Genomic DNA, 24126 nt, shown 5'->3' on the forward strand with positions numbered 1-24126 from the left:
GGACTCGCCGGTGGGATGACGAGCCCTCGGGGGGCTACACACACCGTGGGGATGGCGGCGGCTGTAAACGGCGTGTGAACAGGCGTCGGTTTGCCGAGGGCGGGGACTGCGGCGGGTTGCCCGGCCCTCGGATGACGTACCCCGCCAAGGGGCATTGACTTTGTCCAGTATGTTTTATACAGTTACACGATGTCAGACAATCCAGACTCCCCTGCCCCGGCGGACGCCGGCGGCTTTCGCTCGGCCGCGCAGATCATCAAGGACGCCGGCGGTTCGACCCACGTCTCAAGGGTTTTGCAGCGCCCCCTGCCGACGGTGTCGAACTGGCGGACCGGCGGCATTCCGGACGACCAGTGGGCCGGCTTCGTCGAGCGGGGCTGGGCGGTCAGCCGCGAGGAGTTGCGGCAGGCGTCCGCCGAGTTGGGCGTGCGCAAGCATGCGGTGGTTCCGTCCGAGGACGAGCTGAGAGAGCGGCTGGCGGCGCGAACCGGCGGCCCGCGGACAATGGCGGACATCTTCGAGGATGGCGGCGGGACGATCGCGATCGCCAGGCGTCTTCCTCGGCCGGGCTCGACGGTGGCGGCCTGGTTGAGAAACGGGGTGCCCGAGGACCAGTGGGACAGCTTTGTCGCCAGAGGGTTGGCCGGCAGCCGGGAAGAGATGCGGGCGGCCTGTGCGATGCTGGGGGTGCGCCGGCATGAAGCGGCGGAGCCCCCTGCCCCGCCGCCGGCCAGCCAGCGGGAGCAGCGGCGGGTGCGGGCCCACAAGGGCGGCCTTACCGCCTTCTGCAAGCTGATCGACATCCCCGGCGCCGGGCCGGGACGGAACCTGACCCTGGCCGCCCACCATAAGCTCTGGCTGGAGAAGCTGGAGGCCGTCGAGCGCGGCGAGATCCGGCGGTTGATGGGCTTCATGCCGCCGGGGTCGGCCAAGTCGACCTATGCGGTCGATGTGTTCACGCCCTGGTTCCTGGGCCGGGCAAAGAACCGCAGCGTGCTGACGGTGACCTATGCCACGGCCCTGGCCGGGCGGCGCGGGCGCAAGGCGCGGAGCGTGACGCGGCAGCCGGTGTTCGCCGCCCTGTTCGGGGTGAAGCCGGATCGGGGCCAGGCCAGCGTCATCGACTGGGGTCTGGATAACGGGTCCGAGTGGATGGGGGCCGGGATGCTGGCCGGGATCACCGGCAACCGGGCCGACCTGATCGTCATCGACGATCCGGTCAAGAGCCGGGCCGAGGCCGACAGCGAGCTGATCCGGCGGCGGACGCGGGAGGAGTTCGACGACACGGTGCGCACCCGGTTGAAGGCCGGCGGCCGGATCGTGCTGATCCAGACCCGCTGGCATGAGGATGACCTGGCCGGGAGCCTGCTGCCGACGGATTACGATGGCCGGTCGGGCCCGGTGCTGTGCCGCGACGGCGAGGTCTGGGAGGTGGTGTCGATCCCGGCCCAGGCCGAGCGCGAGGACGATCCGCTGGGACGGGCGGTGGGGGACTATCTGTGGCCCGAGTACTGGCGCGAGGATCACTGGAACCAGTTCAAGCTCAACCCGCGCACCTGGAACGCCCTGTACCAGCAACGGCCGCGGCCGGTGGAGGGGAGCTATTTCGAGCGGGGCTGGTTCAAGCGCTTCCAGGAGCATGAGCTGCCCAAGACGCTGCGGTACTATGGGTCGAGCGATTATGCGGTGACCGAGGGCGGCGGCGATTTCACCCGGCTGACGGTGTGGGGCGTCGATGCGGCGTTCAACCTTTGGCGGGTGGCGAGCTGGGGCGGCCAGACGAGCGCCGACCAGTGGATCGAACGCCAGTGCGACCTGATCGCCGACTTCCGTCGGCGGGGCGGCATCCGCCGCTGGTTCGGCGAGGCGGGGGTGATCCAGCGGGCGGTGGAGCCGATGCTGCGGGCCAAGATGCGGGCCCGGTCGGTGAGTTGCCCGCTGGAGTGGCTGAGCTCGGGGCAGGACAAGGCGACGCGGGCGCGCTCGGCCCAGAGCCTGGTGCGGGAGGGGCGGATCTTCGTGCGCGACGATGGCGACGGCGACTGTTTCATCGACGAATGCGTGGCGTTTCCGCTGGGCCGGTATGACGACGAGGTGGACTGTCTGTCGCTGATCGGCCGCTCGATCGACCGGCTGACGGCGCCGGTGGAGAGCTGGCGAAAGCTGCCGGAGTTCGCGGACTGTGGGTCGATCTGGGAGCCGGGGGTGAACAGCGGGTTCGGGTTGCCGGAGTTTGCGGATTGCGGAAGCGTGTTTGACGATTGAGGGGCTAAGACAGGACGTTGAAAGGGCGACCCGCATGCGATAGTGAACGTTATGAGAACAATTGGTCCGCCTAGCCTTCTCGCTTAAGCCGAATTAGGCGACTCTTACAAGGAATCGCGGCGATGATTGATCAGGAGCCACACGCTTGAAAGTTGCGGGACTGTTCGCCGGAATCGGAGGGCTCGAGGTCGGCTTGGCCGCGTCCGGCCATGAGGCTGCAATGTTCTGCGAGATTTGGGAGCCCGCTCGTGCCGTCCTTGCGGCGCGCTTCCCCGGCGTGCCCTGCGAACGGGACGTGCGGTCGTTGAACTCATTGCCCAACGACGTCGAACTGCTGGTTGGTGGTTTTCCCTGTCAGGACCTCAGCCAAGCCGGTCGCACTGCGGGCATTGGGGGAAAGCGATCAGGACTCGTCGACCAGATCTATCGGCTGTTGGATGCGCGCAAGGTGCCGTGGGTCGTCTTGGAGAATGTGTCCTTTATGCTCCAACTGGACCAAGGGCGCGCGATGGCGACGTTGGTCGAGGCGTTCGAAACACGGGGTTATCGCTGGGCATATCGGGTCGTAAACACCCACGCGTTTCTGCCGCAACGCCGCAATCGCGTGTTGTTCGTCGCTACCTGTACTGACGCCGATCCTGCCGATGTCGTGCTGGTCGACGAAGCCGATCCCGTTTTGGCGGATACCGCCCTCGGGGTGAACGCGCACGGCTTCTATTGGACTGAAGGCATTCGCGGCCTGGGGTGGGCGCCCGACGCGATTCCGACGCTCAAGAACGGGTCGACGATCGGGATCCCCTCCCCGCCTGCGATTTTGCTGCCCAGTGGCCTGGTGGTGACGCCAGACATCCGGGACGCGGAGCGCCTGCAAGGGTTCGACGAGGACTGGACACTTCCCGCCGCAGAAGCCGGGCGTGCATCCATGCGATGGTCCTTGGTGGGAAACGCTGTTTCGACACCAGTGGCGCGTTGGCTCGGGGAGAAATTGACCTCGCCTGGACACTACGAGGTTTCACGGGACAAGGTATTGCGGAGCTCTGGCTCATGGCCAGCTGCGGCCAGGTTCGACGGGACTTCCCGCAAGGCCGTCGAGATTGGAGCGTATCCTGTCTGGAAACAGAGGGAAGCTCTGACGGATTTCCTGAAGTACCCCGGCAAGCCATTGTCTATTCGAGCGACCAAGGGGTTCCTTGAGCGTACGGAACGAAGCTCACTGCGTTTCGCGCCCGGCTTCCAAGACCGGATACGCAGCCATCTGGCGGCAGTCTCGGCTGCTCAGCCGGGCGGGCGCTATGCCCAACTTGCGGCGGAGTGAAGACGCCTTCTGCCGGCGACTCGCAGCACGGGCGCAGACTGGCGCGTCAGCGCCAGAAGGATACGAAGCCGGAACGCCAAATCGCGTCGATCCTCCGCTTGCTGGGCGCTAGCTACCGCAAGAACGTCAGGCGGTTGCCTGGCTCGCCAGACTTCGCCAACGGTCGTCGGCGCTGGGCTATCTTTGTCCACGGTTGCTTCTGGCATGCTCATCGAGGTTGCCCGAAGGCGACGAAACCAAAATCCAATGCCGCGTTCTGGAGCGAGAAGTTTGCGCGGAATCGAAAGCGCGACGCCGCAGCCATCCTTGCGCTGCGGAGGCACGGGTTTCGCGTTGCTTTGATTTGGGAATGTGAGGTCGAGGCCGCCCATGGGCGGGTCTCAAAGATCCTTGAACCGCGTCGCGTAGATATGGGACAGCCGATCAATCATTGAGGCGTAGGCGTAGATGTCACCGGGCGACGGTGACGGTGGCGCTTCGACGAGTTTGACGGGCGTACCGTCGTTGGGACAATCAATCACGACGATGGCCAAGGCGTCGTAGCCCGTGTCGCCAGGCTTGGATCGTTTCGGTAGCTGGCGAATCTTGTCGACCGCAAGCGTTGCGTCTCGTGGTTGGTTGTGGGTGCTCCACTCCGGATCCGTCCCAAGGTTCTTCTTGTTCAAGTCGGGGCTCAGATATCGTTCAGCGACGTTGATCATCGCAAAACCCGCGGCGATTGCCTGATCCGTCGCGCCATGCACGGTAAGGTGGGATGAGTTGAGCTCGTCATACAGTCGAGGCAGGGCTCGTTGATGAGCAGTCATGCAAGCCTTGGCCTCCAGCGCCATCAGCACCGCACCAACAGGAGCCCGTCGCAGCACTGGCAGTCCTGCGAGTTCGGCCGCCTCGTCTGGAAGCAATTCGATGTCGTAGTCTTTCGCCAAGCTGGTCAACGTTTGCGGTGAACCCGAAGGGCCGGTCGTTCCGGTGCACAACACGACATCCAGGTTCTTCTTTCGGTCGTGCACGAAATCCCGCATCTCGTGATTGATGCCGAACCACACGACGCCGGCTTCGACATGGCGGCGAAGGAGCGGTGTCACCCGCATCAGATCGAAAATGATGCCCCAGCAAGCGACCTTGGAATGGTGATCACTGCGAGAATGGTACTGCCAGCGATGTCCGTATCGATCCGCCCTGGTCGGCTTGCTGAGCGTTCGCACCAGAATGTCGGGACCGTACATGGATGTTCCATTGCCGAAGAGCGAAGCGGCATCGCCCATAGCTATCGGCCTGCGCGCGCCGTGTCGATCCAGACCTGAAGCGGGGACTTTTTTGTGCGCAGTCAGGTTGGTCCGGTAAAGCCGAGCGACTCACGGCGATCCAGAAGCTGTCACGTCCCGCTTTCGCCCGCTTCCCCCCCAGAGTGCCCATGACCACATCCCCAAACCACCCATCGACCTCAGAGGATCGTCCAGCCGCGCGCCCGTCCGGGAGAGGGGAGTTGGATAAGGCCTTCCTGCCGGGGTGGTTGCCGGGCCCCAGTCGGGGTAATGCCTTCCCATGGCGCGCAAGCAGGTTCCCGAGTTTGAGATCGAGGTCGGTGGAGACCCCTACCTTTGGCGGTTGCATCGGCAGCCGCAGTGGTCGAGCGACGCCAACGAGTTTCGCGGCATGGCGCTGGCCCTGCGCCACGCCGAGGGCCAGCGCGAGGCGGTGGTCGAGTTTCCGGCCGGGCGGCAGCCGAAGTTCGGGGCGCCGATGCTGAAGGTTGCGGCGATCGATACCGAACTGGTGGCGCGGGCCATCGCCTCGGCCCTGCAGGCCGGGTGGGAGCCGCTGTCGCGGGGCAAGACGGTGACCATCGTCGTGGACGAGACCGGAGCGTGACCGGGGGCAGGACGTGATCGCCGCCTATGGATGGTCCGAGCGGCTGGCCGGCGCCTTTGCGCCGCACGCGCGGGCCGGCCATCTGCCCGGGCGGGTCGTGGTGCAGCAGCGCAACGGCTATCTGGTGGTCACCGACCGGGGCGAGGTTCGGGCCAAGGCGTCGGGGCGGCTGCACCATGAGGCGGGGGATGACGGGCCGCCGGCGGTGGGCGACTGGGTGGCATTGTCGTTGAACGCGTCCAAGGGCGACGCCACCATCCATGCGGTGCTGCCCCGGCGGACGGCCTTCGTGCGACGGGCGGCGCACAGCGCGGCCGAGGTGCAGGTCATCGCCGGCAATATCGACGTGGCCTTCATCGTCGCCTCGATGAACGCCGACCTCAACGCGCGGCGGATCGAGCGCTACCTGGCCGCCGCCTGGCAGAGCGGGGCGCGGCCGGTGGTGGTGCTGACCAAGGCCGACCTCTGTGAGGATGTGGCCGGGCAGACGGCGGCCGTCGCGGCGCTGGCCGGGGATTGCCCGGTGGTGGTGGTCTCGGCCCGGCAGGGGATGGGGCTGGAGGCGCTGCTGGCCCATGTCGGGGTCGGGGAGACCTGTGTGCTGATCGGCTCGTCCGGGGTGGGCAAGTCGACGCTGGTCAACGCCTTTCTGGGCGAGGCGCGGATGGCGACGGGGGAAATCCGCTCCGGGGACGACCATGGGCGCCATACGACCAGCCACCGGGAGCTGGTGCGGCTGCCCGGCGGCGGGCTGATCGTCGACACGCCCGGGATGCGGGAGCTGGGGCTGATCGGCGACGACGAGGGGCTGGAGGCGGCGTTCGAGGATGTCGAGGCGCTGATCGCGGCCTGTCGGTTCAGCGATTGCGGCCATGGCGGCGAGCCTGGGTGCGCGGTGCGGGCGGCGCTGGACAGCGGGGCGCTGGACGCCGGGCGCTGGGCCTCGTTCCTGAAGCTGGGGCAGGAGCTGGCGGCGGTGGAGGCCAAGAGCGAACAGTCGGCCAAGGACGCCGCGCGGCGGGTGGCCAAACGGCACCGAGACGGCAAGCGGGCCGGGCGCGACCAGGACTGAGGTCCACAAGTTTTTTGATATTATCGACCCGCTGGGGCCGGGATCAGGTTAGGTGGGGGATTGTTTCAGCCCCGAGAGGCCCTCCCATGCCCGCATTCACTATCGTCACCACCAGCGCCACCCAAGGCAGCGATGCGGCGGAGGTCAGCACCCTGACCGACCAGTTCGGCGATCTGAGCGAGGCGCTGGGCTATTCGCGGCGCATGGCCGAGGAGATGGTGGGCTATGCGCATCAGCTGTCGCTGGACTTCGACTACAGCAATGTCGGGCTCTATGAGGGCGACCTGCTGGACGAGGAGCTGACGCCGGAGCATGCGGCGTTCGTCGGGGTGTGGGTGCTGGACGACGACGGAGCGTCGTTCGTGCCGGCCGACGAGTTCCATGAGGGCGAGGGCGAGCCCGCTTAAGGCCGCGCCGGTCACAGAAAACGGCTGAGGGCCTGACAGGCTGAGGCCATCGCCGCCTCGTCGGTCGCCTGTTCGGCGGCGGCGAAGGCGGCTTCCTGCTGCGTGAGGCCGAACTGGGCGGCGACGCCAGCGGCGGCGTGGGCGGCTTCCCGGGCGGCGGCGAGGCCGGTGGTCGGCCAGGCGAGGACCTCGGCGGCGCGCTGGCGCAGGACGGCGGCGGCCCGAGCGCGGGCGGCGGGGGCGTCTTCGCCGAGGACGGCGTCGAGGCTGTCGATTTCCGCGAAATTGGCCAGGTGGGCGAGTTGGGCGGCGGTCAGCGGCTTGCGGGCCAGGCGGACGGGATCGAGGCCGGCCAGGCGGCGGGCCAGCGGCTCATCCACCGAGGCGGTGAGGATCAGGGCCGGGGTGGCGATCCCCTCCCCGCGCAGCTGGGCCAGGGCCTGGGGGCCGTCGAGGCCGGGCATGCGGACATCCATGATCAACAGGTCGAAAGGCGCGGCGCGGGCGGCGGCCAGGGCGGCGGGGCCGTCCTCGACGGCGGTGACGCTGTGGCCCTGGCGTTGCAGCAGGCGGGTCAGGGTGTCGCGCGACAGCTCGGTGTCTTCGGCGAGGAGGATGGTGAGCGCGGGTCCGCTGAAGCTTCGCGGGGGTGCGGCGTCCGGGCTCGCCCCCGGACGGCGCAGGGGCAGGCTCAGCGTGAAGACCGCGCCGCCGCCCGGCCGGTTGTCGCCGGTCAGCTCGCCGCCCATGCGGCGGGCGAGGCGGCGCGAGAGGGAGAGGCCGAGACCCGTGCCTTCGGCGCGATCCGAGGCGTCGCCGCGCACGAAGGGCTGGAACAGGCGGGTCTGGTCGGCGGCGGTGAGGCCGGGGCCGTGGTCGAGGACTTCGAAAGTGAGCTCGGCCGGCGAGGCGGCGATGCGCAGCACGGTCTCGCCGTCGCCATAGCGCAGGGCGTTGGTCAGCAGGTTGCGGACGATCTGGCCGATGCGGCCGGCGTCGCCGAGGGCGGCCAAGGCGACATCGCCGTCCGTTTCCAGGCGCAGCGCCCTGCCCCGGCGGGCGGCGTCGGCGGCGGCCAGCTGCAGTTCGGTTTGCGCCAGCCGCAGGGGCGCGAACCCGGCCTCGACGATGGCCACGCGCTCGGCCTCGACGGCGCCCAGGTCGGTGAGGTCGTCGACCACGGCGCTGAGGGAGCCGAAGGCTTCGCGCAGGCGGGTGACGTCGAGGGTGGCCGGGTCGTCGGCGGCGAGGTCGAGCAGGCCCTGGATGCCCTGCATCGGGGTGCGCAGCTCATGGGCGGCGCCGGCCAGCAGGCGGGTCTTGGCGCGGCCGGCTCTGTCCTCCTTCGCCAAGGCCGCGGAGGATTCGTCCGTGGTCGGGGCTTGGGTGGACGTCCGGGGAGCGTCACCGAGCATGGCGTCGGCCCCGAGCGTGCGCCAGGCGGTCTGTTCGGCGGCGGCGAAGCGCCGGGCGAGGTCCGGGCGGCCGGCCTGCAGGGCGGCGGCCCGGGCGGCGACGGCGACGACGCCCTGCTCCATCGGGAAGCCGGAGCGGGCGGCGGCCATGACGGCGGCCTCGTAGGTGGTCATGGCGGCGGCGGCCTTGCCCCTGCGCAGCTGGGTCTCGGCCTTCAGGGCCAGGGCGCGGTGGGCGTAGGAGACCGTATTGAACCGGGCGCAACGGTCGACGACGAAGGTCTCCCAGCCGCGGATCGGCAGGCCCAGCCGGGCCCGAGCCAGGCCGCAGTGGAAAGCCCAGATGGCGGTGACCGGATGGTGCTTGAGGCTGTCGAAGCGGGTCCCCATGCGGGTCCAGACCGAGAGGGTGGTCTCCCAGGCGCCGAAGGCGTTGGCCAGGAGGGCCTCGAAGGTCATGCAGGCCATGGCGACGCGTTCGAGGTCCGGGCCGCAGGTCTGCTCGAAGGCGGGGCTGTCGAAGACCTCGCCGGCCAGCCGCCAGGGCTCGGGTCCGCCTTCGGCCAGGTTGAGGGCCATCTGGGTGAGGGCGTCGATCAGCGGTTCGGTGGCCTGATCCTGGAAGCGGGCGGCGTTGGCCTTGCACTCGGCGAGGACACGGCGGTGGGCGGCAAGCGTGATCGGCATGCGCATCGAGGCCAGCGCCCGGTCGCGGTTGGCGTAGGCGGCGACGCCGAGGTCGCCCTCGGCCAGGGCGAGGGCCTGGAGGCGGGTGGCTTCCTGCATCTGGCGGGGTGCGTCGATGGTCAGGCCGAGGCCGAACTGCAGGGCCAGCTGCATGGCGGCGGCGCGCAGCGGCTCGTCGCTGTCCAGGCGGGCGAAGGTGGTCTCGCCCCAGCGGCTGGCGGAGGCCCAGTCGCCGGTCAGGCAGGCGAGCATGCAGCGCAGGGCCGAGGCGAAGGGGCCGCCGCGCAGGGCCGGATGGGTGGCGCTGCGGGCCGCCATGACGACGGCGATGGCCGGGTCGCGCTCGAAGGCGATGGCGCCCAGCGTATTGAGCAGGCGGTGGGCGGCGGCGCCCTGGCTTGGCCGCCGGGCCGGGGCGGTGTCGGGAGTCAGGCGCAGGCTGACGAGGGCGGCGAGGATGCCGGGCAGCGAAGCCTTCTCTGGCGCGAACAGGCCGAAGCGGCGGACGGCGGCGCGGCCGAGCTGGAAGGCCCGGGCGTGGTCGCCGGACAGGCGGGCGGCGAAGACGGCGGTTTCGGCGGCTTCCAGGCGCTGGGCGTCGCTGTCGGCGCGGGCGTCCATCAGCGTGGCCAGCTCCTGGCCGGCGGCGAGATCGCCCTCCTGCACGGCGGCAAGACCGGCCTCGCGGGCGGCGGCGTAGCTGGCCTGATGGGCGTCTTCCTCCAGCTTGAGGGCGGCGGCGGCGAAGTCGCGGGCCTGGGTCGAGGCGCCGGTGGTGCGGGCGGCGGCGGCCCCGGCGGTGAACAGAGGCGCCCAGTCGGGGCTGATGCCGGCGGCGCCCGCTTCCAGGCGCAGGCGGAGCATGGTCTCGAGGTCGGCAGCCGGGGTGCGACGAAGATGCTCGGCCCATAGGCCGGCCAGGCGGCGGCGGGCGGGCGTCTTCAGGCTGGCCAGGACGGCGGCGCGGATGGTGTCGTGGCGGAAGCGCGCCTGGGTGGGGGTCAGCTCGATCAAGCCCTCGGCGGCGAGGGCGCTGAGGGCCGGCGGGCCGCGCTCGGCCAGGTCGCAGACGGCTTCGAGCGCGGCGCGGGGAGCGGCGTCGCCGTAGACGGCGATGGCGTCGAGCAGGCAACGCAGGTCGGGCGCCGCGCCAACGACACGGGCGAGGAGCAGCTGGGCGGCGTCCTGGCCCAGAGCAGCGGCTCCGGCGGCGCGGTCGAAGCGCCAGCCGGTGACCGTGCGCGTGAGGGCGCCGGCCTCGGTCAAGGCGGCAAAGCCCTGGATCAGAGCGAGCGGTGTGACCGGCCCCGGCCAGAGGGCAAGGACGGCGGAGGCGGTGACGGCGTCGCCGTCCAGCCGGGCGGCGGCGATGGCATGCAGGGCCTCACGGCTGAGCGGGCCGAGCTCGAGGGTGAGGTCGCCGGCGGTGGCCGATTCCTCGCCGCTGCGCTCGGTGGCGATTAGGGTGACGCCGGGCAGATCCGGTTCGCGGGCCAGGCGCTCGTAGAGAAAGGCGGCCTGCCCCCGGGCGCGGCCCCAGTCGTCGAGCACCAGCAGGATGGGCAGGCCGAGGCCGGCCACCCAGCGCAGGAAGCGGATGGCGGCGAAGGCCAGACGCTCGGCGGCGGCCTCGGCGGTGAGCGGGGCGCCGGACGGAGCCTCGTCATGGCCAAAGGCGGGATCAAGGGCGGCAAGGACCGAGGCGGCAGGGCCCAGCGCCTGGCGCAGGGAGGCAAAGCCGGCCTCGGGATCGTGCAGCTGTTCGAGAGCCTGATCGAGCAGCTGGCTGAGGGCCTGGCCGGCGGCGCGGACGCCGGCTTCGCCTTCGGCGTGCTTTCCGAGGGCGACGAGGGCTTCCTGTTCGGCGGCGGCCTGCATGGCTTCGCGGGCCAAGGCGGTCTTGCCGGCCCCGGCCTCGCCGCGCAGGACGATGAGGCGAACAGCGGGATCGGCCAGGGCGTCCATCAGGCGATGGCGCTCGGCCTCTCGCCCGATATTTAGCGCCTCTAGCATTCGACCGCTTCGAGGCCGGTGCGATAGCCGAAACCCGGAGCGGTGACGATCAGCCGCTCGCCGCCGGCGGTCTCAGCGGTCTTGCGGCGGATGCGGCTGACCAGGATGTCGACGGTGCGCAGGTCGCCGTCGTCGGGTTTACGGCTGATCCGTTCGAACAGGGCCTCGCGGGCCACCACCTTGCCGCCGGCCGCGACCAGCAGGGCGAGGATGGCGAACTCGCCCCGGGTCAGGGGGATATCGGCGCCGTCGGCGCTGAGCGCGTGGGCTTCCAAGTCCATGCGGAACGGCCCCAGCGCCAGCTTGCGACGCGGGCTGCGGCGGCGCAGGACGGCCATGACCCGGGCGCAGAGTTCGCCCAGGTGCACCGGCTTGGTGATGTAGTCGTCGCAGCCCAGTTCGAGCGCGGCGATACGGTCCTCCGGCGCGTCACGGCGAGAGACGATGATCAGCCCCAGGTCCGGCGTGTCGGTGAATTCGGCGGCCAGCGACAGGCCGTCGAGGTCGGGCAGGCCGATGTCGAGCAGCAGGCAGTCGGCGGGTCCCTCGCGCAGCAGATGGCGGCAGGCCTGGGCTCCGCCAGCCGTGCGCACCTGATAGCCGGCCTGCTCCAGCGCCCGCGCGTACAGATCGCGCAACGGCGCCTCATCCTCGACGACAATCAGACGCTGACGCGACATGACGCTCCCCCACTGGGGGACAGGGTGGCCGATGCGCGGCGCGCGCGCAATCAGTCACAGGGCGCGGCGGTTCCGTCGGAGAGGTCGAGCCGCAGGCACTCGCGCCGGCCGGTCTCGCAGTCGGTGACCATCAGGGTGACGTCGCCGGAGGCATCCACCGGCGGATGCCAGCGATCGACGAAGGCGAAGGCGGCGTCCTCGACCGTTTCGGCTCGGACGGTGTGTCCGGCGTCACGGCCGTCGTCGGCGGTGTGGACCATGAACGGGCGGGTCTCGGACATTGTGTTGCCTCCAGCCCCTTCAACGCGCGGCGCGCGGAATGGATTCAGCCCCGACGACGCGAATGGCCACTGGTCATCGGATCGGGCCGCTTGGGCGGCTTCCAGCCGGCCGGGCGGCGGGGAACCTCGTCGCTGGTTCCCAGGCCCATGGCCCCGGGTTGCTGCGGCCGCAGATAGGAGGCCTGGCCACTCTCCAGTTCGGTGAGCCGGCTCTGCAGCGCCGCCGCCCGCTCATTGTCGCCAGCCTGAAGGGCGCGGCCCAGCTGTTCCTGGAAGGTGGCGATAAGATCGAGGCGAGTCGGCATGGGCGGGAAACGCGCGGCTCCGCATTCGGGTCCGGCCGATCCGAACGATATACCGCAAATGGGGATTGGCTTGGCCGTACCGGCGAGTAGCTTCCCTTCACCACGGCGACGGCGAACCAGCCGTGACGGGTGTGGCCGCGCATTGCCGCGGCGCCGGCAAACGGTGCGTTCGGGGGAACGGGCCACGGCGCCGGCGCGGCCACGCTCCGAGCCGCCTGCCGCTGGGTCACGGTCGACGCCCTTCTCTCCCTGTGCTTACAGCATCTCCAACATTTCAGGAGACGCGCCATGAAACTCGATTCCTCCATTGCCGCCGTGGTCACCGGCGGGGCTTCCGGCCTTGGCGCGGCGACGGCCCGCCGCCTGGCCGCCGACGGTGTCCGGGTCGCCATCTTCGACCTCAATGCCGAGGCCGGCGAAGCGCTGGCGAAAGAGATCGGCGGGACCTTCTGCCAGGTCAACGTCGCCGACGACGCCCAGGTCACCGCCGCCTTCGAGAAGGCCCGCGCCGCCCACGGGCAAGAGCGCATCCTGATCAACTGCGCCGGGGTCGGCGGCGGCGCCAAGACGGTCAGCCGCGATCGCGAAACCCGCGAGATCAAGGAATACCCGCTCGAGAACTTCGAGCGCATCCTGCAGATCAACCTGGTCGCCACCTTCCGCTGCATCACCCGCAGCGCGGCCGGCATGCTGACCCTGGAGCCGCTGGAAGACGGCGACCGGGGCGCCATCGTCAACACCGCGTCCGTCGCGGCCGAGGACGGCCAGATCGGCCAGGTGGCCTACACCGCCTCCAAGGCCGGCATCGTCGGCCTGACCCTGACCGTGGCGCGGGACCTGTCGAGCGAAGGCATCCGCTGCAACACCATCCTGCCCGGCATCTTCGACACCCCCCTGCTGGGCCGCGCGCCGGAGCATGTGAAGGCCGCCCTGTCGGCCTCGGTGCCCTTCCCCAAACGACTGGGCCGCCCGGAGGAGTACGCCGAGCTGGCGCATGAGATGGTCACCAACAACTACCTGAACGGCGAGGACATCCGCCTGGACGGCGCCATCCGCATGCAGCCGCGGTAGCTACTCCTCGGCCGGCGTCTTCGCCGGCCTCGGCCCGACCCTGAACTTGCCGATCATCCGGGGCCCGGCTTCCTTGGCGCCGGCCAGGTCGATCTCCAGGCGTTCGACCGTCTGGTCCGGCCGGCCGTAACTTCTGAACAGCAGGGCGCGGACGGTGGTCGAGCCGTTGGGATCGATCGTGTCGGGCCGGTAGACGTGGACGCGGATCTCGTACTGGCCGTTGGGCGACTTGCGCAGCAGGTATTCCTCAGGCCCGAAGCCGGCGGTCATATCGTCGGACATGCGGCCGCCGATGGCCGTCTTGGGGAAGCTGTACTTGGCCGTCTCGCCGCTGGGTTCACCGACCCACAGGTCCATGTCCGAGGCGTCGGTGTTCCACTCCAGCACAACGCGGATATCGACGTCGAGCAAAGCGACAAGGCGCGGATCGAGCGGGCTCTTGCCGCCGACGGCCTTGAGTTTGGGGACCAGGGCGTTGGCCTCCATCAACGAGATGATCTCGATGCCGTTGTAGGCCTCGCTCCAGGGCGTGGTGATGACCTTGTTCAACAAGCCGGCCGCTTGCTCATAGCGGGCCCGGCGCAGCTGGGGCGAGACGCCGGGCTGGTCGGCGGCGGCGATGAGGGCCAGGGCCAGGTTGCGGTGCGGCTGGGGCCGGTCCGGCTCCATCCAGGCGATGCGGTCGTAGAGCCACAGGCCCCGGGCGGTGTCGCCATAGCGCATCATCCGGTCGGCGACGATGATCAGGGTGGCGGTGTTGGCCTGCGGCATGTCGAGGGCGCTGAGCGCCATCTGGATGGCCTCGGCCTTGCGGTCATTGCGGAACAGCCACTCAGCGACGTCGAGATAGAAGGCCGGCAGATCGCCGTGTTTGGCCTGTTGTTCGGCGAAGACGGTGTCGAAGTCGGCGCCCTTGGCGTCGAGCGCCTGCAGGTAGGGCCGGTCGGGGTTCCAGGCGGCCACCTCGACGGTGATCACCTTGCGGTCAGGCTCGCCGGAAGGGGGACGAGGCCGGCTCATAGCGGCGGGAACTCGTCCACCGGTGACGCCGCCGGGCGAATCCTGGATCGACTCCTCCCGGCGCGCGCTGGTGATCACCATCTCGCCCACACTGCCGTCATCGTCGGAACCCGCGATGGGCGGAGGGGGTGGCGCGGGGGGAGGAGGCGCCGGCGGCGGCGGCGGCGGCGGCGGGGCCTCGAGCGCCGCGGACTCCGCGGAGGCCGGCCCATCGGCATCATCGCGACGCCTGGCCTTGACCTTGACGGGCTTGTGCTCGGCCTTCCACCAGACCTTCTGGGCGTCCCACATGGCGATCACCTGATCCAGCCGCGCGTCCTGCCTGCGCTGCTCCATGGCGGCCTTGCCCTCTGTCATCGAGCGGTACTGGGCCAACTGCTCCTTGCCCAGCGACTCCGGCGGATCGATGCCGGCCTGGGCATAGTCGTTGATCGTCTCCAGAACGATGAAGGCGGCGGCCGGGGTGGCGACGCTGTAGCGGCGGGCCAGGGCGATCAGCCTGTCCTGGTCGGGCTTGTCGTTGAGGTCGGCGTCGGCGACGGCGCGGGCGCCCCAGAAGGCGCCGGCCGCGTCGTGATCGGCGATGCCGCCCACGCTCCGCTGGTAACGGCGCGCCTCGCCGCCGCGCAGCTTGACAACCACCTCGCCCGGCTGGGCCAGACCGACGATGCGGAAGGCGCCACCCTCGTCGCGCAGGACCACGGCTTCGAGCGGCTCGCCCGAGGCGTCGGTGATATCCTCGACGACGCGGCGCAGGCTGGACAGGCGCCCCACCGCCACGGCCGGATCGGCGCCGGCGAGGTCGATGTGGAAGCCGTCCGAGCGGCGGGCCAGGGCCGACAGGCGGGCCGGATCGGCGTCCGGCGCGGTGGAGACGGTCACCAGGGTGCAGCGCAGCCGCTGGGCCTTCCAGGCGTCCAGGGTGATGCGGCCGTCGGTGAACAGCAGGCAGACGTCGGCGGCCGGCTCGGCCCGTTCCAGCACCCCGGCCAGCGAGGTGGCGCCGTTGTAGCGGACGGCCTTCAGGGCGGTCTCGACCTCGGCGGCCGAGGTGAAGCCGCGGCGGACCGGGGCGTCACTGGCAAAGGTGACCAGTTCGATGTTGGCCGGTTTGGCCTCTGACAGATAGCGGGTCAGGAAAGCCGTCTCGCGGGTCAGGTCGTCGTCGCGGCGCGACAGCGAGCGGTCCCAGTAGACACGGACGCTGCGCGGCGGCTCGGAAGCCTTGGGGGCCGGCGCGGTATCGACGATGTCGAAGAGGTCGTCGCCCGAGCTGTGGTGGGTGACGGTCATCGCCTGTTCGGGCAGGGCGTCGGCAATGGTCAGGGCGCCGTCCAGGGCCACAGCCTTCCAGGTCGTGGCGAAGGTCATCCGGCCTTCCTTGCTGACCCCGATGTTGACGACCTTGCTGTCCGGGAAGGTCACCTTCGGCGGCGACACGCCGCGCGCGGTCACCTCGATCTTGCCCTCGCCCAGGGGCTGGCCGGTGACCAGCGGCAGGACATAGGGCCGGTCGGCCGACAGCGGGGTCGCGAACGTCAGCTGGATGGTGCGGCCGGACCCCGGGAAGATCGGATAGACGTGGGTGCGGAAGGCGTTGTTGCGGGTGACCTGGGCGATGCCGGGATCGACCCGGCGGCGGACGGTCGCCTCATAGGCCTGCTCGGCCTTGCGCTGGCCGACCAGCACCCCGGGGCGCATCTGGCCGTTCACGTCGAGGGCGTAGCCGGTAATCAGCGATCCGGCCGGCAGGTCGAGGGTGAAGTCGCCTTCCAGCGGGATCGAGCCGGGGTTGGCGAAGGTGGCCGTAACAGTTGTTACGGCAGCGGCGCCGACGATCTCGACGCTGATGTCCATGCGGGCGATGCGCAGGTCGGCGTTGTCGCCTTTGACACCAAGCTTCTCGGCGGAAAGCTGGGGATTCAACGCCTTGGCCGCATCGGCGGCGGGAGCCGCATTGCCGATGCCGAACGCCAGAACCAGCCCCGCCAGTCCCAGCCAACCCTTACGCCAAGCCATGACACCCCCCTGCACTGTTAGCCCGAGGGTGGGTGTTTTACAGACGTGCGTCAAGCCAAAGCGGCAGTTAGTCCTTGGCGCGCTCGTAGTAGCTGCCGTCTTCGAGCAGGACGACGACGCGGGTGCCGGTGGCGATGTAGGGCGGGATCATGATCCGGGCGCCGTTGTTGAGGATGGCCGGCTTGTAGGAGGACGAGGCCGTCTGGCCCTTCATGGCCGGCTCGGTCTCGACGATCTCGTAGGTGGCGCGGGCCGGCAGTTCGATAGCCAGGGGGTTGCCTTCGTGCAGCGACAGGAAGACGGGCATGCCTTCGGCCAGCCAGACACCCTTGTCGCCGACGGTTTCCGGCGAGACCACGTACTGGTCGAAGGTCTCGGGGTTCATGAAGTGGTAGCCCTCGCCGTCCTGGTACAGGAAGGTGTGCTCGCGTTCGTCGACGAAGGCGCGCTCGACCTGCTCGGTCGTGCGGTAGCGTTCGGAGACCTTCACGCCGTCGGTGATGCGGCGCATGTCGAGCTGGGTGACCGGGGTGCCCTTGCCGGGGTGGATGTTCTCCACCTGCAGGACGACGTAGAGCTTGCCGTCGACATCGACGACCGAACCTTTGCGCAGCGAGCTGGCGGCAACCTTGGGCATGCTATCCTCTTGGGCGGGAACAGAGCCGCCCTTCAGAAAAGGGACTGAGGCTCGATTCCGTTGAAACCTGTTGGGGCCGCTCTCTATAGGGTCCCGAGCGAATCCGCCAGCCTTGGGCAGGAGCCACCCGATGACCCTCCCCTCCCCCTGGTGGGACAAGGACCGCCACGCCGACCGCCGGCCCTTCTTGATCGCCCGTAACCGGATCACCGCCGCCGTGCGCGGATGGTTCGGCGCGCGGGACTTCACCGAGGTGGAGGCGGCGGCGCTGAACGTCTCCCCGGGCAATGAGGCACACCTGCACGGGTTCGCGACGGAGGCCATCACAACAGGGGGCGAGCGGACGAGGCTGTACCTGCACACCTCGCCGGAGTTCGCGGCCAAGAAACTGCTGGCGGCGGGGGAGACGCGGATCTTCGACCTGGCCCGGGTGTGGCGCAATCGCGAGCGGGGGCCGCTGCACAGTCCCGAGTTCACGATGCTGGAGTGGTATCGGACGGGCGAGCCTTACGAGCAGTTGATGGAGGATTGCGCCGGGTTGCTGAAGCTGGCAGCGGAGACGGCGGGGACAAAGGCGTTCTCGTTCCGAGGTTTGCAGGTGGATCCGTTCGCGGAGCCTGAGCGGGTGACGGTGGCGGAGGCGCTGGCTCGGTTCGCGGGAGTCGACCTGCTGAGCACGGTGGAGGCCGGCGGCGGGACGGACCGGGACGGGCTGGCGGCGCAGGCGACGGCGGCCGGGGTGCGGGTGGCGGACGATGATACCTGGGCCGATGTGTTCAGCCGGCTCCTGGTCGAGAAGGTCGAGCCGAGGCTGGGCGTCGGGCGGGCGACGATCCTCTGCGAATACCCCATCAGCGAGGCGGCGCTGGCCCGGCCGAAGGCGGGCGATCCCCGGGTGGCGGAGCGGTTCGAGCTCTATGCCTGCGGGGTGGAGCTGGCCAATGCGTTCGGGGAGCTGACCGACCCGGCCGAGCAGCGGCGGCGGTTCGAGATCGAGATGGACGAGAAGGCGCGGGTCTATGGCGAGCGTTATCCGATCGATGAGGAGCTGCACCTCGCGCTGGCCGTGATGCCGGAGGCCTGCGGCTCGGCGCTGGGGTTTGACCGGCTGGTCATGCTGGCGACAGGGGCGAGCCGGATCGAGCAGGTGCAGTGGACGCCGGTTCCGTGAGAGTCTCAAAACCCTGTCATCCTCCGGGCGCCCGCAGGGCGAACCGGGGGACCCAACGCTCCGCGTGAAGATTGCCGGGAGTCTTTCCGGACCAACCATGGGTCCCCCGGTTGCCGCTGCGCGGCCCCGGAGGATGACAGAGGGGGGAATGGGCGCCATATGGCGCGCGTGACCCGCACCCTCCGCACCCTGGATGACCTGGCCGACGCCGGCCTGATCGCGCCTGAGCGGCTGCCTACCCTGGCGGCGGTGGCGGCGCGGTATGCGGTGGCGGTGACGCCGGGGATGGCCGAGCTGATCGATCCGGCCGAACCAGCCGATCCGATCGCCGCCCAGTTCCTGCCGCGCGAGGACGAACTGACGACGGACCCGCTGGAGCGGGCCGACCCCATCGGGGACGAGGCGCATTCGCCGGTGCATGGCCTGGTGCATCGCTATCCCGACCGGGTGCTGCTGAAGCTGACCCATACCTGCGCCGTCTACTGCCGGTTCTGCTTCCGGCGCGAGATGGTCGGGCCGGAGGGGCATGGCAACATGAGCCCCGCCCAGATGGATGAGGCGATGGCCTATATCGCCGCGCGGCCGGACATCTGGGAGGTCATCGTCACCGGCGGTGATCCGCTGGTGCTGTCGCCGCGCCGGCTGCGCGAGACGATGGACCGATTGAGCGCCATTCCGCATGTGAAGATCGTCCGTTTCCACACCCGTATTCCCGTCGTCGATCCGGCGGCGGTGACCGATGAGCTGGTCGCCGCCCTGCGCGCGCCGGGAAAGACGACGTGGGTCGCCCTGCACGCCAACCATCCCCGCGAGATGACGCCGGCGGCACGGGCCGCCTGCGCCCGGCTGGTGGATGGCGGCGTCGCCATGGTCAGCCAGACGGTGCTGCTCAAGGGCGTCAACGACGATCCCGAGACCCTGGGCGCCCTGATGCGGTCCTTCGTCGAGACGCGGATCAAGCCCTATTACCTGCACCAGATGGACCTGGCCCCCGGCACCGGCCACCTGCGCACCAGCGTCGCGGAGGGCCAGGCTGTGATGCGGGCCCTGCGCGGGGCTTTCAGCGGGCTGTGCCAGCCGACCTACATCCTCGACATCCCCGACGGGCACGGCAAGGTGCCCATCGGGCCGGGGTATCTCGACAAGGGCGTTGTCGAGGACCCTAGCGGGCGGACGCGGGCTTATCCGCCGAAGGATTAGCCGCCTTCCAGTCCATGGCGTTGCGCACCCGCCAGCTGACCGAGGGATGGTCGTAGAACAGAATCTCCTCCAGCTTGCCGGGGTTGGCGGCGCGGTATTCGATGGTCTTGACCAGGGCCTTGGCCAGGCCGTCGGGCTCGCGGGCGATCCGCAGGCTGTAGTTGTCGGCGTCGACCTCGGCGGTGCGGATCATGGTGTTCATGATCGGCGTGCCGAGCAGGCCCAGCACCACCAGGATGGCGGTGAACACCGGATAGCCGGCGGGGTCGCTGATGCCGCGCACATCGGTGGCGCCGAGCAGGCGGGTGGCCAGCGGGAACAGCCGGTCGACCAGGAAGAAGGCCAGGATCAGCAGCGGGATCATCAGGCCCAGCTGGATGAGGATGTGATAGCGGGCGTAGTGGCCCATCTCATGGCCGACGACGCCGCGCACCTCGGCGATGTCGGCGCCGGCCTTGAACATGGTGTCGCTCATCGCCACCCGGGCCGAGCCGAACAGGCCGGAGACGTTGGCGGTGTAGCGGTTGGATTGCTTGGAGCCGTCATAGACGAAGATGCGGTCGGGCGAGATGCCGTTGGCGACGGCCATCTCGACGACGGTGTCGCGCACCGGTCCGGGCGGGGCCGGCTTGTAGTCGTTGAAGATCGGCTCGATGAGGATGGGCGAGGCCAGGATCAGCAGGGCCCCGACCGCCGCCGACAGGCCGGCGCCCCAGATCCACCAGGTCTTCGGGGCGGCGCGCAGCAGGGCGTAGAACAGCATCAGCAGGACCGAGCCGACGACCAGGCCCATGCCGGCCGAGATGGCCCATTCGGTCAGCCAGCCGGTGAGCGGCTGGCTGGTCAGGCCGTAGGATTTTTCGCGCCACCAGTTGGCGTAGATGTCCCAGGGCAGGGTCAGGACGGCGCTGATCGCCTGGGCGACGAGGACGACGAGGAAGGCGGTGAGCCAGGGACGGCGGCGGCGGCCCTCGATGCGGGTCCGCAGGCGGGCGAGGACGCCGGACTTCAGCAGGATGAACACGATGGCCAGGGAGACCAGCGTCCCCCAGAGGAGCAGCCAGTGGCCGCCCTGCGTGTAGGCGACCGCCTTGGCGTGGCCCTCCGGCGGCAGGGCGGCAAGGTAGCGCGCCGTCTCGGCGGCTGGATCGAATGTGGCCATTGGTGTCTCCCCGAACTGGGCGGATGAGGGCACGGGTTGCGGGCGCTGTCAGGTGAATTCGCGGACAGGGTGGAACGCGATAGACGGTGTTTCGCTCTCCGCCCCCGCGAGGGGGCGGAGGACGGTTCGGAGCGTGAGCGACGGACCAGGAGGCGGGGCCGCGCCGGCGGTTGGGGTTAGCGTTCCACCGCCGGTGGGCGACCCCCTCGGTTTGGCTCGCTTGCAGCGCTCGCCAAAGCCACTCCCCCATTTTTCAAATGGGGGAGAGCGAACACTTTACGCCGCCGTCGGACTACTTCTTCGCCAACGCCGCCTGGGCCGCCGCGAGGCGGGCGATGGGCACGCGGAAGGGTGAGCAGGACACATAGTCCAGCCCGACCTCTTCGCAGAAGGCGATGGACGCCGGGTCGCCGCCGTGTTCGCCGCAGATGCCGAGCTTGATGCCCGGGCGAGCGGCGCGGCCGCGTTCGGCGGCGATGCGGATCAGGTCGCCGACGCCTTCCTGGTCCAGCGACACGAAGGGGTCTTTTTCGAAGATGCCCTTTTCGATGTAGTCGTTGAGGAACTTGCCGGCGTCGTCACGGCTGATGCCGAAGGTCGTCTGGGTCAGGTCGTTGGTGCCGAAGCTGAAGAACTCGGCGTTTTCGGCCAGGTCGCCGGCGCGGATGGCGGCGCGCGGCAGTTCGATCATGGTGCCAACCAGGTATTCCAGCGCCACGCCCTGTTCGGCGATGACGGCCTTCGCCGTGCGGTCGGTGAGGTCCTTGAGGAACTTCATCTCCGTGCCCTTGCCGACCAGCGGGTGCATGATTTCCGGCACCGGCGCGGGCTTGCCCGACTTGGCGATCTCGCAGGCGGCCTCGATGATGGCGCGGACCTGCATCTCGTAGATCTCGGGGAAGCTGATCCCCAGGCGGCAGCCGCGATGCCCGAGCATGGGGTTGCTCTCATGCAGCTCGCGGGCCCGGCGCATCAGCTTGGCAGGGTCGAGGCCGGTGGATTCGGCGACGGCGGCGAGGTCTTCCTCCGAGTGGGGCAGGAACTCGTGCAGCGGCGGGTCGAGCAGGCGGATGGTGACCGGCAGGCCTTCCATGATGGTGAAGAGCTCGACGAAGTCGGCCTTCTGGAAGGGGGCGATCCTGGCGAGCGCCGCGCGGCGGCCGGCCTCGTCATCGGCCAGGATCATCTCGCGGACGGCAGCGATGCGGTGCTCGTCGAAGAACATGTGTTCGGTGCGGCAGAGGCCGATGCCCTCGGCGCCGAACTGCCGGGCGGTTTTCGCATCGAGCGGGGTTTCGGCGTTGGCGCGGACCTTCAGGCGGCGGACCTCGTCGGCCCAGACCATCAGGGCGGCGAAATCGCCGGTCAGCTCGGGCTCGATCATCTTGACCGAACCGGCCAGGACCTCGCCGGTCGAGCCGTCGATGGTGACCGTCTCGCCTTCGTTGAACACCTTGCCGCGAACCGAGAAGTTGCGGTTTTTCAGATCGATGGCGATGTCGCCGGCGCCGCTGACGCAGGGAATGCCCCATCCGCGGGCGACCACAGCCGCGTGGCTGGTCATGCCGCCGCGGGCGGTGATGATGCCGCGGGCGGCGTGCATGCCCTTGATGTCTTCAGGCGAAGTTTCGTGGCGGACCAGGATGATGGCCTCGCCGGCCGCGCCGCGACGCTCGGCATCCTCCGAGGAGAAGACGATGGCGCCGACGGCGGCGCCCGGGCTGGCGGGCAGGCCCTTGGCGATGACGCTGCGCACGGCGTCGGGCGAGATGGTCGGGTGCAGCAGCTGGTCGAGGGCGGCCGGGTCGATGCGGGCGACGGCCTCTTCCTTGCTGATCAGGCCCTCACCGGCCATGTCGACGGCAACCTTCAGCGCCGCCTTGGCGGTACGCTTGCCGTTGCGGGTCTGCAGCATCCACAGCCGGCCCTGCTCGACGGTGAACTCCACGTCCTGCATGTCGCGGTAGTGGCGTTCCAGCCGGGCGGCGACGTCGCGGAATTCGGCGAAGACGGTGGGCAGGGCCTCTTCCATCGACGGATTGCGGTCGCCCATTTCCTCACGGGCGGCTTTGGTCAGGCTTTGCGGCGTGCGGATGCCGGCGACGACGTCCTCGCCCTGGGCGTTGATCAGGAACTCGCCGTAGAGAGCCGCCTCGCCGGTCGAGGGGTTGCGGGTGAAGGCGACGCCGGTGGCGCTGGTTTCACCGAGGTTGCCGAACACCATCGACTGGATGTTGACCGCCGTGCCCCAGCTTTCGGGGATGTCGTGCATGCGGCGGTAGAACTTGGCCCGGTCGTTCATCCAGCTCTGGAAGACGGCGCCGACCGCGCCCCACAGCTGTTCCTGCGGATCCTGCGGGAAGGGCTTGCCCAGTTCCCGGTCCACCGCCTGCTTGTATTCGGCGACGATGGCTTCCCAGTCTTTCGCCGTCAGGGCGGTGTCGACGTCGACGCCGAGGCGGTCCTTGTGGTCGTCGAGGATTTCCTCGAACGCATGGTGGTCGAGGCCGAGCACCACGTTCGAGTACATCTGGATGAAGCGGCGGTAGCTGTCGAAGGCGAAGCGGCGGTCGCCGGACAGCCTGGCCAGACCTTCGACGGTGGCGTCGTTGAGGCCGAGGTTGAGGACGGTGTCCATCATGCCCGGCATCGAGGCGCGGGCGCCCGAGCGGACCGAGACCAGCAGCGGGTTGGCGGCGTCGCCGAAGGTCTTCTGGGTGATCTTTTCGATATGGGCGATGCCGCCGGCCACCTGGGCGGCGAGGTCGGCCGGGTACTGGCGGCCTTCGGCGTAGTAGCTGTTGCAGGCCTCGGTGGTGATGGTGAAGCCGGGGGGCACGGGCAGGCCCAGCGACGACATTTCGGCGAGATTCGCCCCCTTGCCGCCCAGCAGGTTCTTCATCGAAGCGTCGCCCTCGGCGCCGCCGCCTCCGAAGCTGTAGACCCAGCGGTTCGTCATCAAGCCGTCCTCAAAAAGCATCGCGATTCCGAAGGCCCGTTCGGATGGGGGTCAGATACATGGCCGGAGCGTCGGGGGGAACACCCTCAGGGCCGGGATTGATCCCGCGAGGCGGCAAAAGGTCGGCCTATCGAAGCGGCAGGCCATTATACCGCCGGCGCGAGACCTACAAAACAAGGCGACGCGTTCCCGGAGCGTGAGTGAAACGGCGCGAAGGCCCGAGCCCGTAGGCTTTGGCGTTGTTCGAGGCTCGGCGGATGTAGTCCGGACTGTAGGTCGGTGTGTAGGCTGAGGCGCTGTGTTTGTGGGGCGGATTGCGGTCGCGGCGACCTACGGGGCGGGCTGGAGTATGGTCAGAGGCACGGCGAAGGGCGTCCGGACAGATGAATATGTCTAGACATATTCGGTAAGTCGTTGATATCGCGCATTTCCTCCCTCCCCGAATGGGGAGGGCAGGCGCGCGTTGCGCGCCGGGTGGGGCAGTGGATCACCGGCCCCCGCCGGTTTGGCTTCTCAGGGGACTGTCACGACTGTCTCGAACCGACTTCCCCACCCGACGCGCGTAACCGCGCGTC

At 69.4% G+C, this 24126-nt stretch carries 17 protein-coding genes; 8 read left to right on the plus strand and 9 right to left on the minus strand.

Going from position 1 to position 24126, the window contains the following annotated elements:
- Window positions 1–189 precede the first annotated feature (189 nt).
- Complete coding sequence (locus tag O5I81_RS15180; RefSeq protein WP_271065699.1) at window positions 190–2265, plus strand: hypothetical protein; 2076 nt, start codon at window positions 190–192, stop codon at window positions 2263–2265.
- Between the two features lie 145 nt (window positions 2266–2410).
- A complete protein-coding gene (gene dcm / locus O5I81_RS15185) occupies window positions 2411–3580 on the plus strand; it encodes a DNA (cytosine-5-)-methyltransferase (RefSeq protein ID WP_271065700.1) in 1170 nt (389 codons plus the stop codon).
- Between the two features lie 380 nt (window positions 3581–3960).
- On the opposite strand, the gene O5I81_RS15190 is transcribed toward dcm, so the two are convergent.
- Window positions 3961–4845 carry a hypothetical protein gene (locus tag O5I81_RS15190; protein ID WP_271065701.1) on the minus strand — a complete coding sequence of 295 codons (885 nt, stop codon included), beginning with the start codon at window positions 4843–4845 and terminating at the stop codon, window positions 3961–3963.
- Between the two features lie 280 nt (window positions 4846–5125).
- Between O5I81_RS15190 and O5I81_RS15195 the strand changes: the two genes are divergently transcribed.
- The 3 genes from O5I81_RS15195 to O5I81_RS15205 all read left to right on the plus strand — a co-directional run bounded on the left by O5I81_RS15195 (window position 5126) and on the right by O5I81_RS15205 (window position 6931).
- On the plus strand, window positions 5126–5452 hold the full coding sequence (locus O5I81_RS15195; protein WP_271065702.1) for a hypothetical protein: 327 nt from the start codon (window positions 5126–5128) through the stop codon (window positions 5450–5452).
- Window positions 5453–5465: 13 nt separating this feature from the next.
- On the plus strand, window positions 5466–6524 hold the full coding sequence (gene rsgA / locus O5I81_RS15200; RefSeq protein WP_271065703.1) for a ribosome small subunit-dependent GTPase A: 1059 nt from the start codon (window positions 5466–5468) through the stop codon (window positions 6522–6524).
- An 86-nt stretch (window positions 6525–6610) separates the two neighbouring features.
- Complete coding sequence (locus O5I81_RS15205) at window positions 6611–6931, plus strand: hypothetical protein (protein ID WP_271065704.1); 321 nt, start codon at window positions 6611–6613, stop codon at window positions 6929–6931.
- An 11-nt stretch (window positions 6932–6942) separates the two neighbouring features.
- Here the strand turns inward: O5I81_RS15205 and O5I81_RS15210 are convergent, their stop codons facing one another.
- Genes O5I81_RS15210 through O5I81_RS15225 form a run of 4 tightly spaced genes read right to left on the minus strand, consistent with a single transcriptional unit; the run spans window position 6943 to window position 12312 of the window.
- Window positions 6943–11046 carry an ATP-binding protein gene (locus O5I81_RS15210; RefSeq protein ID WP_271065705.1) on the minus strand — a complete coding sequence of 1368 codons (4104 nt, stop codon included), beginning with the start codon at window positions 11044–11046 and terminating at the stop codon, window positions 6943–6945.
- Window positions 11040–11726, minus strand: coding sequence for a response regulator transcription factor (locus O5I81_RS15215; RefSeq protein WP_271065706.1), 687 nt, complete (start codon window positions 11724–11726; stop codon window positions 11040–11042). The genes O5I81_RS15210 and O5I81_RS15215 overlap by 7 nt, the downstream gene beginning before the upstream one ends.
- 50 nt (window positions 11727–11776) lie before the next feature.
- A complete protein-coding gene (locus O5I81_RS15220; protein ID WP_271065707.1) occupies window positions 11777–12007 on the minus strand; it encodes a DUF5961 family protein in 231 nt (76 codons plus the stop codon).
- Window positions 12008–12051: 44 nt separating this feature from the next.
- Window positions 12052–12312: an excinuclease ABC subunit B gene (locus tag O5I81_RS15225; RefSeq protein WP_271065708.1), complete on the minus strand. Its 261-nt coding sequence runs from the start codon at window positions 12310–12312 to the stop codon at window positions 12052–12054.
- 288 nt (window positions 12313–12600) lie between these two features.
- On the opposite strand from O5I81_RS15225, the gene O5I81_RS15230 reads away from it, so the two are divergent.
- The gene (locus O5I81_RS15230; protein ID WP_271065709.1) at window positions 12601–13383 is read left to right on the plus strand and encodes an SDR family NAD(P)-dependent oxidoreductase; all 783 of its coding nucleotides are present in this window, start codon (window positions 12601–12603) and stop codon (window positions 13381–13383) included.
- Here the strand turns inward: O5I81_RS15230 and O5I81_RS15235 are convergent, their stop codons facing one another.
- Window positions 13384–16422, minus strand: a complete 3039-nt coding sequence (locus O5I81_RS15235) for a VIT domain-containing protein (protein WP_271065710.1) — start codon at window positions 16420–16422, stop codon at window positions 13384–13386. It abuts the gene before it with no gap.
- Between the two features lie 67 nt (window positions 16423–16489).
- Window positions 16490–17059: an elongation factor P gene (gene efp, locus O5I81_RS15240; RefSeq protein ID WP_271065711.1), complete on the minus strand. Its 570-nt coding sequence runs from the start codon at window positions 17057–17059 to the stop codon at window positions 16490–16492.
- A gap of 130 nt (window positions 17060–17189) precedes the next feature.
- Here efp and epmA point away from each other — a divergent pair, with 130 nt between their 5' ends.
- Together epmA and O5I81_RS15250 are read left to right on the plus strand one after the other, a co-directional pair.
- A complete protein-coding gene (epmA, locus tag O5I81_RS15245; protein ID WP_271065712.1) occupies window positions 17190–18230 on the plus strand; it encodes an EF-P lysine aminoacylase EpmA in 1041 nt (346 codons plus the stop codon).
- Window positions 18231–18389: 159 nt separating this feature from the next.
- Complete coding sequence (locus O5I81_RS15250; RefSeq protein WP_271065713.1) at window positions 18390–19430, plus strand: lysine-2,3-aminomutase-like protein; 1041 nt, start codon at window positions 18390–18392, stop codon at window positions 19428–19430.
- On the opposite strand, the gene O5I81_RS15255 is transcribed toward O5I81_RS15250, so the two are convergent.
- Window positions 19393–20592, minus strand: a complete 1200-nt coding sequence (locus tag O5I81_RS15255) for a M48 family metallopeptidase (protein WP_271065714.1) — start codon at window positions 20590–20592, stop codon at window positions 19393–19395. The two genes, O5I81_RS15250 and O5I81_RS15255, sit on opposite strands and share 38 nt — an antisense overlap.
- Window positions 20593–20884: 292 nt before the next feature.
- On the minus strand, window positions 20885–23551 hold the full coding sequence (gene ppdK, locus O5I81_RS15260; RefSeq protein WP_271065715.1) for a pyruvate, phosphate dikinase: 2667 nt from the start codon (window positions 23549–23551) through the stop codon (window positions 20885–20887).
- Window positions 23552–24126 lie beyond the last annotated feature (575 nt).

This window comes from Caulobacter sp. NIBR1757, from assembly GCF_027912495.1.
Taxonomy (GTDB): Bacteria; Pseudomonadota; Alphaproteobacteria; order Caulobacterales; family Caulobacteraceae; genus Caulobacter.

What these genes read in the sequence shown, in the direction of transcription:
- O5I81_RS15250 (WP_271065713.1), top strand. Translation starts at nt 18,390, where the DNA reads ATGGCGCGCGTGACCCGCACCCTCCGCACCCTGGATGACCTGGCCGAC.
- epmA (WP_271065712.1), top strand. Translation starts at nt 17,190, where the DNA reads ATGACCCTCCCCTCCCCCTGGTGGGACAAGGACCGCCACGCCGACCGC.
- ppdK (WP_271065715.1), bottom strand. Translation starts at nt 23,551, where the DNA reads ATGACGAACCGCTGGGTCTACAGCTTCGGAGGCGGCGGCGCCGAGGGC.
- O5I81_RS15190 (WP_271065701.1), bottom strand. Translation starts at nt 4,845, where the DNA reads ATGGGCGATGCCGCTTCGCTCTTCGGCAATGGAACATCCATGTACGGT.
- O5I81_RS15180 (WP_271065699.1), top strand. Translation starts at nt 190, where the DNA reads ATGTCAGACAATCCAGACTCCCCTGCCCCGGCGGACGCCGGCGGCTTT.
- efp (WP_271065711.1), bottom strand. Translation starts at nt 17,059, where the DNA reads ATGCCCAAGGTTGCCGCCAGCTCGCTGCGCAAAGGTTCGGTCGTCGAT.
- O5I81_RS15195 (WP_271065702.1), top strand. Translation starts at nt 5,126, where the DNA reads ATGGCGCGCAAGCAGGTTCCCGAGTTTGAGATCGAGGTCGGTGGAGAC.
- O5I81_RS15255 (WP_271065714.1), bottom strand. Translation starts at nt 20,592, where the DNA reads ATGGCCACATTCGATCCAGCCGCCGAGACGGCGCGCTACCTTGCCGCC.
- O5I81_RS15220 (WP_271065707.1), bottom strand. Translation starts at nt 12,007, where the DNA reads ATGTCCGAGACCCGCCCGTTCATGGTCCACACCGCCGACGACGGCCGT.
- O5I81_RS15205 (WP_271065704.1), top strand. Translation starts at nt 6,611, where the DNA reads ATGCCCGCATTCACTATCGTCACCACCAGCGCCACCCAAGGCAGCGAT.
- O5I81_RS15230 (WP_271065709.1), top strand. Translation starts at nt 12,601, where the DNA reads ATGAAACTCGATTCCTCCATTGCCGCCGTGGTCACCGGCGGGGCTTCC.
- O5I81_RS15210 (WP_271065705.1), bottom strand. Translation starts at nt 11,046, where the DNA reads ATGCTAGAGGCGCTAAATATCGGGCGAGAGGCCGAGCGCCATCGCCTG.
- O5I81_RS15225 (WP_271065708.1), bottom strand. Translation starts at nt 12,312, where the DNA reads ATGCCGACTCGCCTCGATCTTATCGCCACCTTCCAGGAACAGCTGGGC.
- O5I81_RS15235 (WP_271065710.1), bottom strand. Translation starts at nt 16,422, where the DNA reads ATGGCTTGGCGTAAGGGTTGGCTGGGACTGGCGGGGCTGGTTCTGGCG.
- O5I81_RS15215 (WP_271065706.1), bottom strand. Translation starts at nt 11,726, where the DNA reads ATGTCGCGTCAGCGTCTGATTGTCGTCGAGGATGAGGCGCCGTTGCGC.